Here is a 16943-nt window from a genome sequence, read left to right as displayed (position 1 = left end):
TCACTATCTATGAGATCGTTAACACATGCGGGGCGGAAGATCGAACCGGCTGCTGCTGGTCGAGGACGACGCGGATCTGACCGAGATGCTCACCGAGACGCTGGGTCAGGAAGGCTACCTGGTCGACCGGGCCTTCGACGGCCAGCGCGGGCTGCATCTCGGGCTGACCCGCTCGTACGACGTGATGGTCATCGACCGGATGCTGCCGGCGCTCGACGGCCTCGACCTGCTCGCCCGGCTACGCGCCCGGGCGGTCCCGTCCCGGACCCTGATGCTCACCGCGCTCGGCACCGTCGACGACCGGATCGCCGGGCTGGACGCGGGCGCCGACGACTACCTGGTCAAGCCCTTCGACCTCGACGAACTGAGCGCGCGGGTGCGGGCGCTGTGCCGGCGTACGCCCGAGCCGACCGACGTGCTGCGCATCGGCGCCGGGCTGCTCGACCTGGGCCCACGTGAAGCGGTGCTGCCCGACGGCACCCGGGTGGCCCTGTCCACCCGCGAGTTCGAGCTGCTGCGCGTGCTGGCGGCGCGGCCGAACACCGTACATCCCCGCGCGGTGCTGCGCCGCAAGGTCTTCGAGGAGGCCGCCGCGGCGTCGATAGTGGACACCTACGTCTACTACCTGCGGCGCAAACTCGGCCGTGCCGCGGTACGCACCGTGCACGGCCTCGGCTACCGCCTCGGCGCGCTCTGATGGAGGCGGCCGAGCAGACGATCGTGCGGCGGACCCGGCTCCGGATCGGCCTGTTCGTCGGCCTCACCATCGGTGCCCTGCTGTTGCTGGCGGGCGGCATCTCCTACGCGGTCCTGGTCCGCGGCCAGGACGCGCAGATCCAGCGTGAGCTGGCGTGGGGCACCGAACACGGCACCATCGCCGGCCCGCCCGCCTGTAGCTGGATCTTCGAGTACGAGGGCGCCACCGTGCACACCGGCGCGAACCCGCCGCCGCCGGGCTTCCCGTTGCACGACGCGCTGGCCGCCGTGGCGGCCACCGGCGCCACCGAGATCACCACTGTCACGCGTAACGGCACGACCTACCACGTACGCACCGAGGCCCGGGGCGACGGCGTGGTCCAGGCGGTGTTCGACGCCCGTTTCCAGCTGTCCGACCGCCGGCACCTCCTGCTCGCGTTCAGCCTCGCGGCGGTGGTCGGGCTGCTCGCCGCCGTGCTGACCGGCATGGTGGTCGGTCGTCGAGCCGTCGCACCACTCGCGGAGGCCCTGACCCGGCAGCGCCGCTTCGTCGCGGACGCCAGCCACGAACTGCGGACCCCGATCGCCCAGGTGCACACCCGGGCGCAGCTGATCGCGCGGCGGGCACGCCACGACGACGCCGCCACGAACCTGGAGGACCTGGAACGACTGATCGGCACCACCCGCCGGCTCGGCGAGATCGTCGACGACCTGCTGCTCTCGGCCCGGCTCGCCGCCGCACCCGCCGACCGGGAACCGGACCCGCCGGTCGACCTCACCTCGTTGATCGGCGCGACGCTCGCCGCCGAGGCCGAACGCGCCGCCGAGCGCCAGGTCACCCTCACCCTGGACACCCCCGCCGCCCCGCTGCCGGTGCCGGGTGTCGAGTCGGCCCTGCGCCGGGTTGTCGGCGAGCTGCTCGCGAACGCGCTGGCCCACACCCCCGCGGGCGGCCGGATCGACGTGACGCTCCGGGCCGTCGACAACGTCGCCGAGATCGTGATCGCCGACACCGGGAAGGGCTTCGACCAGGCGGACGCCCGGCGGATCTTCGACCGGTTCCACCGCGGCGCGGGCACCGGCGACCGCCGCTTCGGCCTGGGACTGGCCCTGCTCCAGGAGGTCGTGACGAGTCACCACGGCACGATCGAGGCCGAGGGCCGGACGGGGCGGGGCGCCCGCTTCACGGTGCGCCTTCCCCGGACGCGGTCGCCGGGCACCACGGGCCGGGCCTCGCGGATCAGGAACCTTCGGATGTGGCAGCTCGGCGCCGGCACGTGAACGCCGGATCGTGGAGCGCGTTCTCCGGCCCGCCGGACCCGCCGCCGGGAGGCCCGAGGTGCAGGATCGCGGTCGGCGCGTCGGCCAGGTCACCGCCGGCCGGCAGCCGGGTCGCCGGGGGAGCCGCCGCCTCCGCCTCCGCGCCCGGTGCGTTCCTCCGGCGCACCAGCACCAGTGCGAGCGCGCCCAGGCCCGCGGCGACCAGCAGGCCGCCCAGGAGGAACATCGACGTACTGCCGCTCTCCTCGCCGGCGGCCTCGAGCGTGGGCGGCGCGGCCGCGGGAAGGTCGTCGTCGGCCGCCGCGGCGAGAGGGCTCGCCTCCTCGGCCGGGGACGGTGACGTCGTGGTGGGCGTGGCCACCGCGGCAAGGGTCAGTCGTACGGTGGCGACGTCACCGGCCCTGCCCCGTACGGTCGCGCGGGCGGTGCGGTAGCCGTCCATGGACGCGCGGACCGTGATGGATCCCTCGGCGATCGTCCGGCCGGCCCTGGGGGTGATCGAGAACTGGCCGCTGCGGTTGCTGGTCGTCCGGTACTCGTGACCGGCACTGTCCCGGATGGTCAGGTCCGCGCCGCCGATCGCCTTTCCGCCGGCGTCGCGGACCCGGCCGGAGACCCCGCTCACCCCCGCCGCCGGTGTGGCCCCGCCGGTGGGCGAGGCACCCGGCCCGTGGACGTAGACCATCTTGTAGGCGTAGCTGTTCTGCCCGTCGAGCCGCACGCCGATCGAGATGTTGAGGCCGGTGGTCTCGCCCGGGCGGGCATCCGGGGCGACGAGTGCCGCGTCGAAGGTCCGGCTCTGGCCGGGACCGAGATTCGGCTCCGCCCGGCAGCCGGTGGCACACCGCAGGCCGCCGCCCACCACCACGATCGCCGTCTCGGCCCGGCGTCCGTTGTTGGTGACGCGGAACCGCACGCGTACCGTCTCGCGGGGTTTCACGTTCTCCGCCGACACGCTCAGGATGCTCACCGTCTCCGGCGCGGCCGTCGCCGGTGCCGCCGCCACCGCGAGCGTCCCTCCGGCCAGCACGGCCAGTACGGCCGCCCGGGCCCGTCGGACACGTGAGCGCGTCGTCACTTCCCACCACCTTCGCCGAGAGCGGGCGACATCGGTCGATGAAGCCGCGGGCCACTATGCCCTGCGCGGGACGGGTTGCGCGACCCGGCCCGAGGGCAGCGGCGGCCGCCCACAGTGGATGCCCCGTCCGCGCCCGGTGGCCGGCGGCCGCTAATCGGTTGCCCGCCGGGTGGGGACTGCCTAGATTGCCGATCATGCGTGACGTCGACGGGTGTGCCGGATGAGCGGCCGTCTCCGCGAGATCGCCCGGCGGACGGTCGCGATCGCCGAGGCCGGACGCTATCGCAACGACGCCGGTGACGACGTCGAGATCGGGGCGGCGGTACGGGCCGCCGTCGCCGGCACCCGCCACCACGCGCCGGACGAGGTGCTCCCGCAGGGAGACGCGAAGCCGGGCGCAGGCGACGTGGAGGTGACGCACGAGTCGACGTTGCAGGCCGCCCACCGGCTCGGTCCCGGCGCGGCGTGCCTGGTGTTCGCGTCGGCGAAGAACCCGGGTGGCGGGTTCCTGGGCGGGGCGCAGGCGCAGGAGGAGAGCATCGCCCGCTCCTCGGCGCTCTACCCGTGCCTGCTCACCGCCCCGGACTTCTACGCCTTCCACCGGGCCCAGCGGGACCTGCGGTACAGCGACCGGGTCGTCTACTCCCCGGGCGTGCCGGTGTTCCGCGACGACAAGGGCAACCTGCTCGACCGGCCGTACACCACGTCCTTCCTGACCGCGGCGGCGCCCAACCTGGGCGCGATCCTGCGCAACCAGCCGGACCACGCCGCCGATGTGCCGGCGGTGCTGGCGCGGCGTGCCCGGCGGGTGCTGGAGGTCGCGGCCGCGCACGGGCACCGGACCGTGGTGCTGGGCGCGTGGGGGTGCGGGGTGTTCCGGAACGACCCGGCGACGGTGGCCGGCGCGTTCGCCGACGCGCTCCGGGTGGTCGACCGCTTCGACCTCGTGGTGTTCGCCGTTCGCGACGGGCTGCCGGGCACGCCGGTGTACCGCACGTTCGCGGAACGCTTTTCGGTAGGTTCGTCGCATGAGTGACGACACCTTCCGGTCGGTGGAGATCGAGCGCACCAGCGTGGGCAGATACGTGGCGCGCAACGCCCGTGGCGGCGAGCTGGCGATGGGTACGGGGGAGGACGCGACCTTCACGCCGGTGGAGCTGCTGCTGGCGGCTCTCGGCGGCTGCACCGCGGTGGACGTCGACCACGTGACCAGCCGGCGCGCCGAACCGACCCGGTTCTCCGTCACGGTGAGCGGCGACAAGATCCGCGACCCGGAGGCCGGGAACCGGATGGAGAACCTCACCGTCACGTTCGCGGTGACGTTCCCGGACGGCGCGGACGGTGACCGGGCCCGCGAGGTGCTGCCTCGCTCGCTGCGGCAGTCGCACGACCGGCTCTGCACCGTGTCCCGCACAGTGGAGCTGGGCACGCCCGTCTCCATCGTGGACGCGACGGCCGGGCCGGACTCGACCGGACCGCGGTGAGCGGTGGAGGAGGCGCCCGCTGAACGGGGCGGCCGGCCTGCCAACGCCTTGACACCTGTCTATGTTAACGAGAACATTGCCGTAACTCGAAGGTAATGCCGTTGCCACGAGCGTCACCGGTCAGGCGAGTCGCCGCGGCCCGCCGGTGACGACCAGGCGCAGGAGGTTCTCGGTGACAGGGACCGCTCGGAGGACGCGTACGGCGGCGGTCGTGGTGTCGGCGGCGCTGGTCCTCGCCGCGGGGGTGGTGGCCGGGATGGCCCCGGCGTCGGCGGCGACAGTCGACACGTCCGCGTCGTACGTCGTGGTGAACCGGCACAGCGGCAAGGCGATGGATCTGTACGACTGGTCGACGGCGGAGAACGCGCCGGTGAACCAGTGGACGCGCAACGACCTCGCGGTGCAGCAGTGGCAGTTCGTGGACGCCGGCGGCGGGTTCTACAAGGTGCGGTCCCGGCACAGCGGGAAGGTGCTGGAGTTGCCGACCGGCGGCGACGGCACCCAGCTCGTGCAGAGCAGCGACCGCTCGTCGGCCACCCAGCAGTTCCGGTTGCAGGACTCCGCGGGCGGGTTCGTACGGTTCGTGAACCGGCAGTGGAACAAGGTCGTCGACGTGTGGCAGTGGTCGACCGCCGACGGCGGGCGGCTGGCCGGCTACACCGATCTCGACGGCGCCAACCAGCAGTGGCAGCTGATCCGGCTGGGCGGCGGCACGCCCACCACCCCGGCACCCACCACCCCGGCACCGGCCTACCCGCAGCCCGGCCGGGTGACCGGGGACATCGGCGTCCACGACCCGACGGTGGTCAAGCGGCCCGACGGCACCTACCTCGTCGCGCACACCGGTGACGGCGTCGCGCTGAAGACCTCCGCCGACCGGGTCGCCTTCCGCAACGCGGGCGCCGCCTTCCCCGGTGGCACGCCGTGGACCACGACGTACACCGGCGGCGCGCGCAACCTGTGGGCACCGGACCTGTCGTACCGCAACGGGCGCTACCACCTGTACTACTCGGCGTCGACGTTCGGTTCCAACCGCTCGGCGATCTTCCTGGCCACCAGCACCACCGGCGACTCCGGGAGCTGGACCCACCAAGGACTGGTCGTCGAGTCGCGGACCACCGACGACTTCAACGCCATCGACCCGAACCTCACAGTCGACGACCAGGGCCGCTGGTGGCTCAGCTTCGGCTCGTTCTGGTCCGGCATCAAGATGATCCCGATCGACCCGGCCACCGGGCGCCGGCTCGGCAGCACCATGCACAGCGTGGCCGCCTACGGCCCCGGCATCGAGGCGCCGGTCCTGGTCAAGCGCGGCTCCTGGTACTACCTGTACGTCTCGTTCGACCGCTGCTGCCAGGGCGCCGCCAGCACGTACCGGATCATGGTCGGTCGGTCGGCGAGCCCCACCGGGCCGTTCGTGGACCGCGCGGGCCGGGACATGCTCGCCGGGGGCGGCACGCAGATCCTCGCCTCGCACGGCGGCGTCCACGGCCCCGGCCACCAGGCGGTCCTCGCGGACACCGACGGCGACGTCCTCTTCTACCACTACTACGCCGACGACGGCGCGTCGCTGCTCGGCGTCAACCGCATCGGCTACGACGCCGCTGCCTGGCCCTACGTGTACTGAACCGGCCACCTGGGAGGGCGCGCATGTCGCCTCGGCACTTTCTCCACCCGGCCCGCCGCCGTCTGCGGCCGGTCCTGGCCGCGGCGCTCGCGCTGCTCACCACCTCGGCCGGCCTCGCCGTGCCCGGCCCCGCGCAGGCGGCGCCCGAAGTGAGCTACACCAACCCGCTGGTGAACCAGCGGGCCGATCCGCACATCGTCCGGCACACCGACGGCTACTACTACATGACCGCGACCGTGCCGCAGTACGACCGGATCGTGCTCCGGCGGGCCACCACCCTGCAAGGGCTGGCCACCGCCACCGAGACGACGATCTGGCGCCGGCACACGAGCGGCGAGATGGGCGCCCACATCTGGGCCCCGGAGATCCACTTCATCAACGGCAGGTGGTACGTCTACTTCGCCGCCGGGCGGACCGACGACGTGTGGCGGATCCGGATGTACGTGCTGGAGAACGCGAGCGCCAACCCGCTGACCGGCTCGTGGACCGAACGCGGCCGGATCACCACGCCGTGGGACACGTTCAGCCTGGACGCCTCGACGTTCGTGGTGAACGGGGTGCGGTATCTGACCTGGGCCCAGCAGGAGCCGGGCATCGCCACCAACTCCAACGTCTACCTCGCCCGGATGGGCACCGAACCGTGGCAGGTCACCGGCCCGGTGGCCCGGCTGGTCGTGCCGGCGTACGACTGGGAGACCCGCGGCTACCGGGTGGCCGAGGGACCGGCGGTGATCCAGCGCAACGGCCGGGTCTTCCTCACGTACTCGGCCAGCGCCACCGACGCGAACTACTGCCTCGGCATGCTGACCGCGTCGGCCGGCGCGAACCTGCTCGACGCCGGGTCCTGGAGCAAGAGCCCCACGCCGGTGTTCGCCAGCAACGCCGCGACCGGCCAGTACGGCCCCGGCCACAACTCCTTCACCGTCTCCGAGGACGGGCAGAGCGACATCCTGGTCTACCACGACCGCAACTACCGGGACATCAGCGGCGACCCGCTCGACGACCCGAACCGGCGGACCCGGATCCAGAAGCTGTACTGGAACGCCGACGGCACGCCGAACCTCGGCATCCCCGTGCCCGACGGGGCCACCCCGGTCCGGTTGCGCTCGCACGATCTCACCGCGAGCTACATCCGGCACTACGACTACCGGGCCCGGGTCGAGCCGAACGTCACGAACCTCGCCGACTCGCAGTTCCGCATCGTCCCCGGCCTCGCCGGCGCGGGATCGGTCTCGCTGGAGTCGACGAACTTCCCCGGCTACTACCTGCGGCACCGGGCCTTCGCCCTCTACGTCGAACGCGACGACGGCTCGGTCCTGTTCGACGGCGACGCGAGCTTCCAGCGCCGCCCGGGGCTGGTCGCGGCCGACGGGCTCTCCCTCGAATCGCAGAACTACCCCGGCCGGTACGTCCGCCACCGGGACGGACTGCTCCAGCTCGAAACGGTGGGCACGAGTGCCGACCGGGCCGCGGCCACCTTCCACCTGGAGTAGGCGCCCCGACAACCGCCGCGCCGGACTCGGCGTACCCCATTTCCCGGAGGTCGAACGATGCGCAACCCCGCAGTGACGTCATCCGCCCGAGATCGGGGCCGGCGTGCCGGCCTCGCGCTGGCCCTGGTGGCGGCGCTGGCCGCCGTGGCCGGTGTGGCAGTGGTGGCCGCACCGCCGGCGCAGGCGGCCACCATCGACACCAGCGCCTGGTACGTGCTGGTCAACCGCAACAGCGGCAAGGTCCTCGACGTCCGGGACACCTCGACCGCCGACGGCGCGGCGATCCAGCAGTGGTCCCGCAACGACGGCGAGTGGCAGCAGTTCCAGTTCGTCTCCTCCGGCAGCGGCTACTACCGCCTGCGGGCCCGCCACAGCGCCAAGGTCGTGGACCTGTGGGAGTGGAACGTCGCCGACGGCGCGGAGTACCGGCAGTGGCCCGACCTCAACGGCACCAACCAGCAGTTCCAGGTCCTGGACTCGGACAGCGGCTACATCCGTCTGATCAACCGGCACTCCGGCAAGGCCCTGGAGGTCTGGGAGAGGTCGACCGCCGACGGCGCCCGGGTCAGCCAGTACGCCGACCTCAACGGCACCAACCAGCAGTGGCAGATGGTCCGGGTGGGCACCGGCGGAACGCCCACCACGCCGCCGCCGTCCACCGGATGCGGCAGCGGCTCCTACCAGGCCGAGGCCGTGCTCAACGGCGGCACCTGGACGGCCCGCAACGGATCGTCGACCGTGTACTCGGGCTCGGACATGCTGGCGGCGATGCAGGCCGCGGTGAACTCCCTGCCGGCCGGACGGACCGCCAAGCAGCGGGTGGTGGTGCGCGGCTCCGGGTCGATGAGCGCCGGGTCGCGGTTGTCGCTGCCGTCGTACACGACGCTCGCGGTCTGCGGCACGGTCAACGTGACCGGCTCGGGGTCGGGCGACTACGCGCCCGTCTACTCGCGCGGGACGACCGACGTCGAGGTGCAGAACCTGACGCTCACCGGGGCGCCGCTGTACGGGATCTTCATGCGCAACGTGAACAACCTGACGCTCGGGCAGATCGACATGCGGCTGTCCGGCGGACTGGGGATCCGGATCGACAACCACGGCGGCGACCGGTCGGTCAAGGTCCGCAACGTGCGCATCGACACCGTGTACGTGTCGGGGACCGGCGCGCACGGCGTGGAGACGTACGGCGTGGACGGCCTGACCATCGGCACCGTCACCGCGCGCAACACCGGCTACTCCGGTCTGCTGCTCAACGACACGATCAACGCCACCGTGGGCACCGTCGACGCGCAGGGCGCCGGCACCGGAACCGGGTACGCGGCGTTCCGGATGGCCAACCGCAACGGCCGGATCGGCAGCTCGTACCCGACGAACATCCGGGTCGGCACCGTGATCGCGTCCGGCGGCGGGCGGGGGATCTTCTGCGTGTCGGAGTCCGGCGGCGCGGTCATCGACCGGGTGACCATCTCGAACACCGGCAACAACTCGATCCTGGTGGAGAACTGCTACAACGTCACCATCGCCGGGGTGTCCGGCACGGTGACGGGCGGCGGCGAGGTGCGGATCGCCTCGCGGACCGAGTTCCCGATCTCCTCCGGCATCCGCTTCCAGAACCTGACGGTCACCAACACCAACATCACCCAGAGCCCGTGCGGTGGGGCGAACAACACGATCAGCAACGTCACACGGGTCAACTCGACGCTCACCTGGTGCTGACGATCCGGGCCGGTACGGCCCGTGGAGTGCGCGGTGGCGTCAGTCGCGACCGCGTACCAGGGGCAGGAACACCTCGTCCACGATCTCGACCAGCACCTCGTCGGGGACGGAGGGGACGCCGCGCATCGCGTACTCGGCGCGCAGCAGCATCATCGGTACCGTCGCCACCCGGTGGCGGACGGCCGCCGCCGGCGCCTCGCCCCGGGCCGCGGCCCGTTCCAGCATCCCGATCCACGCGCGGTCCATGGTGGCGGCGCCGGTCCGTTCGCGCATGAGCGTGAGCAGTTCCGGGTCGTCGGCGGCGGCGGCGAGCAGGCCGCGCAGGACGGCCCCGTGCGGCGACGACCACGTCTCGTTGGCCAGCCGGAGCATCTCGAGCGCGTCGCCTCGCAGTGTGCCCGTGTCCGGGTTCGGCATGGCCGCGTCGGACAGGTGACGGTACGCCGCGACGCCCAGCGCCGCCCGGTGCGGCCATCGGCGGTAGATGGCGTTCTTGTTGGTCCCGGCGCGGGCGGCCACCCGGTCCATCGTCATCCCCGCGTATCCGGACTCGCGCAGTTCCTCCGCCGCGGCCCGCAGGATCGCCTGTTCCAGTTCCTCGCCCCGTCGCCTCCTGCTCATGCCTTGCAGGGTACGCGGCGTACCTTATAGGGTACGTCGCGTACCCTAAGAGTGGAGTTCTCGATGCGCGTCTTCGGCATGAACTACGACACCGGCTTCGTCAGCGCCGGATCCACCACCCACGAGCCGTTCGACCCGGACGTCGTGCGCAGCGACCTGCGTGTCATCCGCGACGAGCTGGGCTGCGACGCGGTCCGCGTCACCGGCGGCGTGCAGGATCGGCTGGAGCTGACCGCGCGGCTGGCGGCCGAGGCGGGGCTGGAGGTGTGGTACTGCCCGTTCACCAACGGCCTGGACCGTGACAGCCTCATGGCGTTCCTGCTCGACGGCGCCGAACGGGCCGAGCGGCTGCGGCGGGACGGCGCCCCGGTCGTCTACCTCACCGGTTCCGAGATCTCCATGTTCACCGACGGCTTCCTGCCCGGCCGTGACCTGACCGAGCGCATGGCGCTGTTCGCCGAGCCGATGCGGATGCGGGAGGCGGTCCCGGCCGCGCGGGCCGCGGTGCGCGACTTCCTCGCGGAAGCGGTACCCGCCGTGCGGGAGCGCTTCGGTGGCCCCGTCGGGTACGCCTCGATCCCGCTCGAGGACGTCGACTGGGCGGCCTTCGACATCATCGCCAGCGACGCCGGCTACCGCGACGCGACCAACTCCGCGGCGTTCCCGCAGTCCCTGGCGGCGGCCGTGGGACAGGGCAAGCCGTACGCGGCGACCGAGTTCGGCTGCTGCACCTTCCGCGGCGCTGCCGGCGTCGCGGGCGCGACGGAGCCGGTGGTCTACGACGAGCACGGCCGTGCGGCGAAACTCACCGCCGAACTGGAGCGCGACGAGGAGGGCCAGGCACGCTACCTCGTCGACCTGCTGCGCGACTACGAGGCCGGCGGGGTGGAGGCGGCGTTCGTGTACACGTTCGCGAACCGGCACCTGCCGACCACCGGCGACCCCGAGCACGACTACGACCTGGCGTCACGGGGGATCGTGCGCGTGCTGCCGGACGGCTCGTGGACGCCCAAGGCCGCCTTCCACGCCCTGGCCGAGTACGGCCGCGTCCGTGCGCTGAGCCGGACCGAATTCGGTGGTGGCGATCGCGGCGGGCGGGCAAGGTAGGACTGCACACCGGCGGCGAGCGCCGCCACGACGACGACCACCAGGAGAGATGATGCGAGCAGCTTCCACGCTTCGGACCCTTGCCCGTCCTACCGTGGAGTGCTGCCTTGGCCCTGTTGAACCTCGGAATCGTCGCGCATGTTGACGCCGGAAAGACCAGTCTGACCGAACGCCTCCTCTACGAGGCGGGCGCGGTGGCCGAGCCGGGCAGTGTCGACGCCGGCACGACGCGGACCGACTCGATGGAGCTGGAACGCCGCCGTGGCATCACCATCCGGGCGGCCGTCACGGCGATCACCATCGGCGACCTGAGCATCAACCTGCTGGACACCCCCGGCCACCCCGACTTCATCGCGGAGGTCGAGCGGTCCCTGGCCGTGCTCGACGCCGCCGTGCTCGTGGTGTCGAGCGTCGAGGGCGTCCAGCCGCAGACCGTCGCCATCTGGCGGGCGCTGCGCCGCATCGGCGTACCGACCGTGCTGTTCTTCAACAAGGTGGACCGTGGCGGCGCCGACGTGGACCGGGTGACGGCCCAGGTGCGGCAGCGGCTCGGGGCGCGGCCGGTCCTGCTCGGCACTGTCACCGGCCAGGGCCACCGCGAGGCCCGGGTGCAGGCCGTGGACCTCGACGCCGAACCCGTGGTGGCGGAGGTGGCGGAGGTCGACGACGCGGTGGCGGCGCGCTGGCTGACCGACCGGCCGGTACGCGTCCGCGACGTCCGGCGGGCGCTCCGGCGCGCGGTCCGCCGCGGAGAGCTGGTCCCGGCGGTGTGCGGTTCGGCGATCACCGGTGCCGGGGTACGCCGGTTGTGCGACGTCCTGGCCGACCTGCTGCCGTACGGCGAGACGCGGGACGGCCCGCCGGCGGGCACGGTCTTCGCCGTCGACCGGGACGGGCACGGCCGGCGCGTCTGGCTGCGGCTGTGGTCCGGGCGGCTGCGGGTGCGGGACCGGGTGCGGCTCACCGGCGGCCGTCCGGAGCCGGTGACCGAGATCGCCGTGATCGAGCCCGAGGGTGTGCTGGTGCGCCGGTCGGTCTCCGCCGGGCAGATCGCGGCGGTACGCGGGGTGTCGGCCCGGATCGGCCAGCACATCGGCGACCCGCCACGGCGGCACGGCTACCGGTTCCCGCCGCCGACCCGGCAGGCGGTCGTCGAACCGGTCGACCCGGCGCAGCGCCTGGCGATGTTCGCCGGGCTGGCCGAACTGGCCGACGAGGACCCGCTCGTGGACCTGCGCCTCGACGAGCAGCAGGCCGAGGCGGTGATCCGCCTGCACGGCGAGGTCCAGAAGGAGGTGCTGGCCGCCCTGATGGAGGACCGGTACGGCGTCCGGGTGCGGTTCTCCGGCACGCTCACCGCCTGCATCGAACGGGTCGCCGGCACCGGGAGCGCCGAGGAACGGGTGCGGGAGCGCGGGAACCCGTATCTGGCCGGGCTGGGGTTGCGCATCGAGGCCGCCCCGGCCGGGCACGGCATCGAGTTCCGTGCCGGGATCGAGCCGGGCCGGCTGCCGCCGGCGTTCGTCGCCGCCACCGAGGAGGGCGTGCGGGCCGCGCTGCGGCAGGGCCGGTACGGCTGGCCGGTCACCGACTGCACAGTCACCATGACGGCGTCCCGGTACTGGCCCCGGCAGAGCCGGCCGCACCAGAAGTTCGACAAGTCGATCTCGACGGTGGCGGCGGACTTCCGCAACCTCGCGCCGGTAGTGGTCGCCGCCGCGCTGCGGCAGGCCGGTACGCGGGTGTGCCAGCCGATCGAGCGGTTCGACGTCAACCTTCCCCGGCACACGGTGGAAACGGTGCTGGCGCTGCTCGGCCGGCAGGGAGCGGTCGTCCACGACACCGCCGTCGCGGGCGGATACCTGGAGGTGAGCGGCACCCTGCCGTCCGCCCGGGTGCCGCGGGTCGTCGCCGCCCTGCCCGACCTCACCGGCGGCGAGGCGGTGCTGACCACCACCTTCGACCACTACGCACCGGTCACCGGGGAGGAGCCGCCGAGGCTGCCCCGGCGCGGGCCCGACCCGGACGACCGGGAGGCGTGGTTCCGGGCCGTGCCGAGGTAGGCGGCGACGGGCGGGTCGCGGCGATAGGATCACCGGCGCCCGCCGCCGCCCGTACCCGTTGGAGCCCCGCTGTCAGCGCAGCCGGCCACTCACCCCGCCCGGCGTGTCCGCCGGGTGCTGGCCGCGGTGTGCCTGCTCGTCGTCGCCGGGCTGCCCGCCGGTTCGTCGGGCGCCGGCGCCACCGGCACGGGAACGCTGCGGGTGCTCCAGATGAACCTGTGCAACAGCGGCCGGGCCGGCTGCTACACCGGCCGGGCCGTCCGCCAGGCCGCCGACGTGATCGCCGCCGAGGCGCCCGACGTGGTCACGCTCAACGAGATCTGCCGCGACGACGTGGTGACGCTGGAGCGGACGCTGCGCGCCGCCCGTGCCGGCGGCACTGTGGTGTCCGCCTTCCAGGCCGCCGGTGACCGCCCCTCCGGCGGCCCCACCCGGTGCAACAACGGCGAGCCGTACGGGATCGGGCTGCTCGCCCGCCTCGACGGCCGGGAGGCCCGGCCGTCGGTGCACCGGGGGACCTATCCGGCGCAGGACCTCGCCGACCCGGAGGAGCGGGTCTGGCTGTGCGTCCGGGCCGCCGGACTGCACGCGTGCACCACGCACCTGGCGAACACCAGCGCCCAGGTCGCGCTGGCCCAGTGCGGGCACCTGCTCGGCGCCGTCGTGCCGGGCGTCCGGGGCGACGCCGGGAGCGCGCCGGCTGTCGTCGGCGGTGACCTCAACCTGCGCGCCGGTGGCACGCCGGACGTGCGCGCGTGCGTGCCGGCCGGCTACCGGCGGATCGACGACGGCGCCCGGCAGCAGATCGTGGCGTCGATGGGCGTGACGATCTGCTGCCGCCGCTCGCTGGACATGCGCGGGACGACCGACCATCCGGCGCTGCTGGCGACCATGATCCGCTCGTGGTCCGTGCCGCCACCGGAACGGTACTGACCGGGACCGGGGGACCGTGCGGGACGAGTCGACCGGGGTCAGAGGAACCGCCAGCGCTGGTGCGCGGCCCCGGTGTCGTCGGCGAGGACCGCCTGCGCGCCCTGGGCGCCGGAACCGCCACTGAGCCCGAGCACCCGGCCCCCGTTCGCGCACTGGATCCGGAACCAACCGCCGCCACCGTGCCGCAGCCGCCACCTGTGGTCGGCGGTGCCGTTGTCGGCCCACTGCACGATCCGGGCGCCGGCCGCTGCCGAGCCACCCTCGACGCCCAGCACCTTGCCGCTGTTGCCGTTGCGCAGCCGCAGGTAGCCACCGGTGTCCACGAGCGCGGTCCAGAGGTGGTCGGCGGTGCCGGTGTCGCCCCACTGGATGACCGGACCGCCGTCGGCGGTGGACATGTTCTGCACGCCGAGCACCAGCCCGCTGCCGAGGTTCTGGATCCGCCGCGCCCCATTGGGCAGGAACCGCCACTGGTTGTCCGGGCTGCCGTTGTCCGGGTCCTGCACGGCGAACGCGCCCTGGGCGGTCGAACCGCCGGAGATGCCGAGCAGCTTGCCGGTGTGCACGTTGCGCAGCTTGTGGCTGCCGTCGCCGACGTCGACGACGGTCCAGAGATGGTCGGCGGTGCCGTTGTCCGCCCACTGCAGGATCCGGGCGCCGTCGGCGGTGGACATGTTCTCCACGCCCAGCACCTTGCCGCTGTTGACGTTGCGCAGCCGCAGCGCCGACCCGTCGGCCACCAGTTGCCAGTCGTGGTCGGCGGTGCCGGTGTCGCCCCACTGGAGCGCGAGCCCGCCGTCGGCGGTGGACATGTTCTGGATGCCGAGCACCAGGCCGCTGGCCGCGTTCGCGAGCCGGAAGCTCGCCTCCCCGCCGCCACCGCCCGCGCCGACCCGCCAGTAGACGGTGTAGTTGTGCCCGTGGGCGTCGTAGAACGGGCCGAGGTTGACGGTGGCGCCGTCGGCCCGGGCGGTGAACGCGAGAGAGCCCGTGCCGGTACGGGTGACCGAGGCGGGATCCAGCGTCGGCAGGCCGCTCAACGTGGTGTTGCCGTAGTTGCCGGAGAGCACCACCGGCCCGTACGTGACGGCCTGCACCGCGGCGTCGTCGTTGGCGGCGACGGTGGCCACCCGCATCGGCAGCCGGACCGTGACCGTGTCGCCGGAGGTCCAGGCGCGGGTCAGCACGGCGTAGCTGCCCGGCGTGGTGGCGATGCCCGCCGCGACGCCGTTGACGCTGACGCTCGCCCCGCTGGTCCACGCCGGGATCCGGATCCGCATGGTCCACGAGCCGCCCACCGAACCGGTGACGGTGAGCGTGGTGGTGTCGCCGACCGGGTACGAGGTGGCCTGGGTGACGGTGATGCCGCGCCGGCTCCAGGTGAGCACCGAGGGGACGAACAGGTTGACCGTCAGCGTGGTGTCGTTGTGGAAGTAGATCGCGTCCGCGAGCGTCGTGTTCGTCTCCAGCCCGGTGCCCTGGCAGCACCAGAATGAGTTGTAGTCGGTGCTCCAGGTGCCGCCGCCCCACGCCGGGCCGACACCGCGCCGCCCGCCCGGGTTGAGCGGGGTGAAGTACGTGACGTGGCCGTGCGCGTCGGCCGGGTTCTGCTGGCCGATCATGTGGTTGAGCAGCGCGCGTTCGTAGAAGTCGGCGTACGCGACCCGGTCCGGGTCGAGCTGCCACAGCTCCCGGGTCAGCTTGAGCATGTTGTACGTGTTGCACGCCTCGCAGGTGTCGTTGCGCAGGTAGCCGGCGATCGCGTTGGGGGCGCGGAAGTGCTCGGCCTGGCTGTTGCCGCCGATGGCGTACGTGTGGGCGCCGACCGTGATGGCCCACGCGTTCACGGCGATGTCCCGGTAGCGGGTCGCGCCGGTGGCCTTGTACTCCCGGGCCGCGCCGATCCACTTGGGCACCTGCGTGTTGGCGTGCAGCCCGTTGAGCTGGTCGGAGTTCGCGGCGAGCGGGTTGAACACGGCGGCGTGGTCGAACCGCTGGGCGACGGTGAGCCACCGCCCGTCGCCGGTCTGCTGGTAGAGGTCGGTGAGCACCGCGTTCATGCCGCCGAACTCGGTGCCGAGCATGGCCTGCATCTGGGCCGAGGTGAGCCGGCCGGTGCGCTGGTCGACCCAGCCGGCCAGCGCCAGCAGCACGTCCCGGGCCTGGGTGCTGCCGATCAACCGCCACACGTCCAGCAGCCCGGCGAGCGTCTTGTGGACGCAGTAGTAGGGGACGTTGCCGTTGCTCAGCGTCCGGGCCTCCAGCGCGGTGAAGTCGGACTCGGGGAAGCCGGACAGGTATCCGGCGCCGAACCCGGCCGCGCCGTTGTTGGCCTGACAGCGGGCCAGCTCGGCGACCATGGTGAGCGCCTTGTCCCGGCAGGTGGTGTCGCCGAGCACCGCCCACGCCTGTGCCCAGGCGGTCAGGAAGTGACCCTGCATGTGGGTGCGGAACGGAAAGTTCGGCGCGTCCCAGCCGCCGTTGGCGGCGGCGCCGCCGGTGGACAGGCGGTGGTTGGTCCGGAAGTTGTAGAGCAGCCGGTTCACGTCGACGAAGCGCAGGTAGGCGACCGTACGGTTCTGGTTGTCCTGCCAGCGGCCGGCGGTCAGCCGTACCTGGCCCGGGTCGAACGCGTACGCGGACACGCCGATGTCGGGGCGGGCCGGTGGCAGCGCGGCGCGCGCCGTGCCGCCTGCGGCGACGGACCCGGCGGCGGCGCCGGCGGTGGCGGCGACGGCGGTGGCGGCGGTGGTGCGCAGGACGAATCGGCGGTTCACCAGGGGAGCGGGCATGACGGCCTCCGTGGCGGGGACGGGGGTGGTGGGGGACGGTGGTGACGGGGGT

General features: G+C 73.0%; 13 protein-coding genes. 10 read left to right on the top strand and 3 right to left on the bottom strand.

Annotated features, from left to right (window positions below; genetic code table 11):
• Positions 1–25 precede the first annotated feature (25 nt).
• Positions 26–697 carry a response regulator transcription factor gene (locus V6U82_RS10050; protein ID WP_128136063.1) on the top strand — a complete coding sequence of 224 codons (672 nt, stop codon included), beginning with the start codon at positions 26–28 and terminating at the stop codon, positions 695–697.
• A complete protein-coding gene (locus V6U82_RS10045) occupies positions 697–1977 on the top strand; it encodes a sensor histidine kinase (RefSeq protein ID WP_128136064.1) in 1281 nt (426 codons plus the stop codon). The genes V6U82_RS10050 and V6U82_RS10045 overlap by 1 nt, the downstream gene beginning before the upstream one ends.
• Here V6U82_RS10045 and V6U82_RS10040 read toward each other — a convergent pair.
• Positions 1937–3055 carry a carboxypeptidase-like regulatory domain-containing protein gene (locus tag V6U82_RS10040; protein ID WP_334460659.1) on the bottom strand — a complete coding sequence of 373 codons (1119 nt, stop codon included), beginning with the start codon at positions 3053–3055 and terminating at the stop codon, positions 1937–1939. The two genes, V6U82_RS10045 and V6U82_RS10040, sit on opposite strands and share 41 nt — an antisense overlap.
• Positions 3056–3275: 220 nt before the next feature.
• Here V6U82_RS10040 and V6U82_RS10035 point away from each other — a divergent pair, with 220 nt between their 5' ends.
• The 5 genes from V6U82_RS10035 (at position 3276) to V6U82_RS10015 (ending at position 9375) form a co-directional block, all read left to right on the top strand.
• Complete coding sequence (locus V6U82_RS10035) at positions 3276–4091, top strand: TIGR02452 family protein (RefSeq protein ID WP_334460658.1); 816 nt, start codon at positions 3276–3278, stop codon at positions 4089–4091.
• Complete coding sequence (locus V6U82_RS10030; protein WP_334460657.1) at positions 4084–4539, top strand: OsmC family protein; 456 nt, start codon at positions 4084–4086, stop codon at positions 4537–4539. The genes V6U82_RS10035 and V6U82_RS10030 overlap by 8 nt, the downstream gene beginning before the upstream one ends.
• Before the next feature lie 172 nt (positions 4540–4711).
• Positions 4712–6166 carry a family 43 glycosylhydrolase gene (locus V6U82_RS10025; RefSeq protein ID WP_334460656.1) on the top strand — a complete coding sequence of 485 codons (1455 nt, stop codon included), beginning with the start codon at positions 4712–4714 and terminating at the stop codon, positions 6164–6166.
• Between the two features lie 23 nt (positions 6167–6189).
• The gene (locus tag V6U82_RS10020) at positions 6190–7659 is read left to right on the top strand and encodes a family 43 glycosylhydrolase (RefSeq protein ID WP_334460655.1); all 1470 of its coding nucleotides are present in this window, start codon (positions 6190–6192) and stop codon (positions 7657–7659) included.
• Positions 7660–7716: 57 nt separating this feature from the next.
• Positions 7717–9375, top strand: a complete 1659-nt coding sequence (locus tag V6U82_RS10015) for an RICIN domain-containing protein (protein WP_334460654.1) — start codon at positions 7717–7719, stop codon at positions 9373–9375.
• 39 nt (positions 9376–9414) lie between these two features.
• On the opposite strand, the gene V6U82_RS10010 is transcribed toward V6U82_RS10015, so the two are convergent.
• Complete coding sequence (locus V6U82_RS10010) at positions 9415–9996, bottom strand: TetR/AcrR family transcriptional regulator (RefSeq protein WP_334460653.1); 582 nt, start codon at positions 9994–9996, stop codon at positions 9415–9417.
• A gap of 63 nt (positions 9997–10059) precedes the next feature.
• Here V6U82_RS10010 and V6U82_RS10005 point away from each other — a divergent pair, with 63 nt between their 5' ends.
• The 3 genes from V6U82_RS10005 (at position 10060) to V6U82_RS09995 (ending at position 14099) form a co-directional block, all read left to right on the top strand.
• The gene (locus tag V6U82_RS10005; RefSeq protein ID WP_334460652.1) at positions 10060–11103 is read left to right on the top strand and encodes a hypothetical protein; all 1044 of its coding nucleotides are present in this window, start codon (positions 10060–10062) and stop codon (positions 11101–11103) included.
• 107 nt (positions 11104–11210) lie between these two features.
• Entirely contained in the window at positions 11211–13166 is a 1956-nt protein-coding gene (locus tag V6U82_RS10000) for a translation factor GTPase family protein (protein WP_334460651.1), read from the top strand.
• Positions 13167–13280: 114 nt separating this feature from the next.
• Positions 13281–14099, top strand: a complete 819-nt coding sequence (locus V6U82_RS09995) for an endonuclease/exonuclease/phosphatase family protein (RefSeq protein WP_334460650.1) — start codon at positions 13281–13283, stop codon at positions 14097–14099.
• 38 nt (positions 14100–14137) lie between these two features.
• Here V6U82_RS09995 and V6U82_RS09990 read toward each other — a convergent pair whose 3' ends face one another.
• Positions 14138–16891, bottom strand: coding sequence for a beta-L-arabinofuranosidase domain-containing protein (locus V6U82_RS09990; protein WP_334460649.1), 2754 nt, complete (start codon positions 16889–16891; stop codon positions 14138–14140).
• Positions 16892–16943 lie beyond the last annotated feature (52 nt).

The sequence above is a fragment of the Micromonospora sp. CPCC 205554 genome, assembly GCF_036902745.1.
Lineage (GTDB): Bacteria > Actinomycetota > Actinomycetes > Mycobacteriales > Micromonosporaceae > Micromonospora > Micromonospora tulbaghiae.
This window is presented reverse-complemented; position numbering and strand designations above follow the sequence as displayed.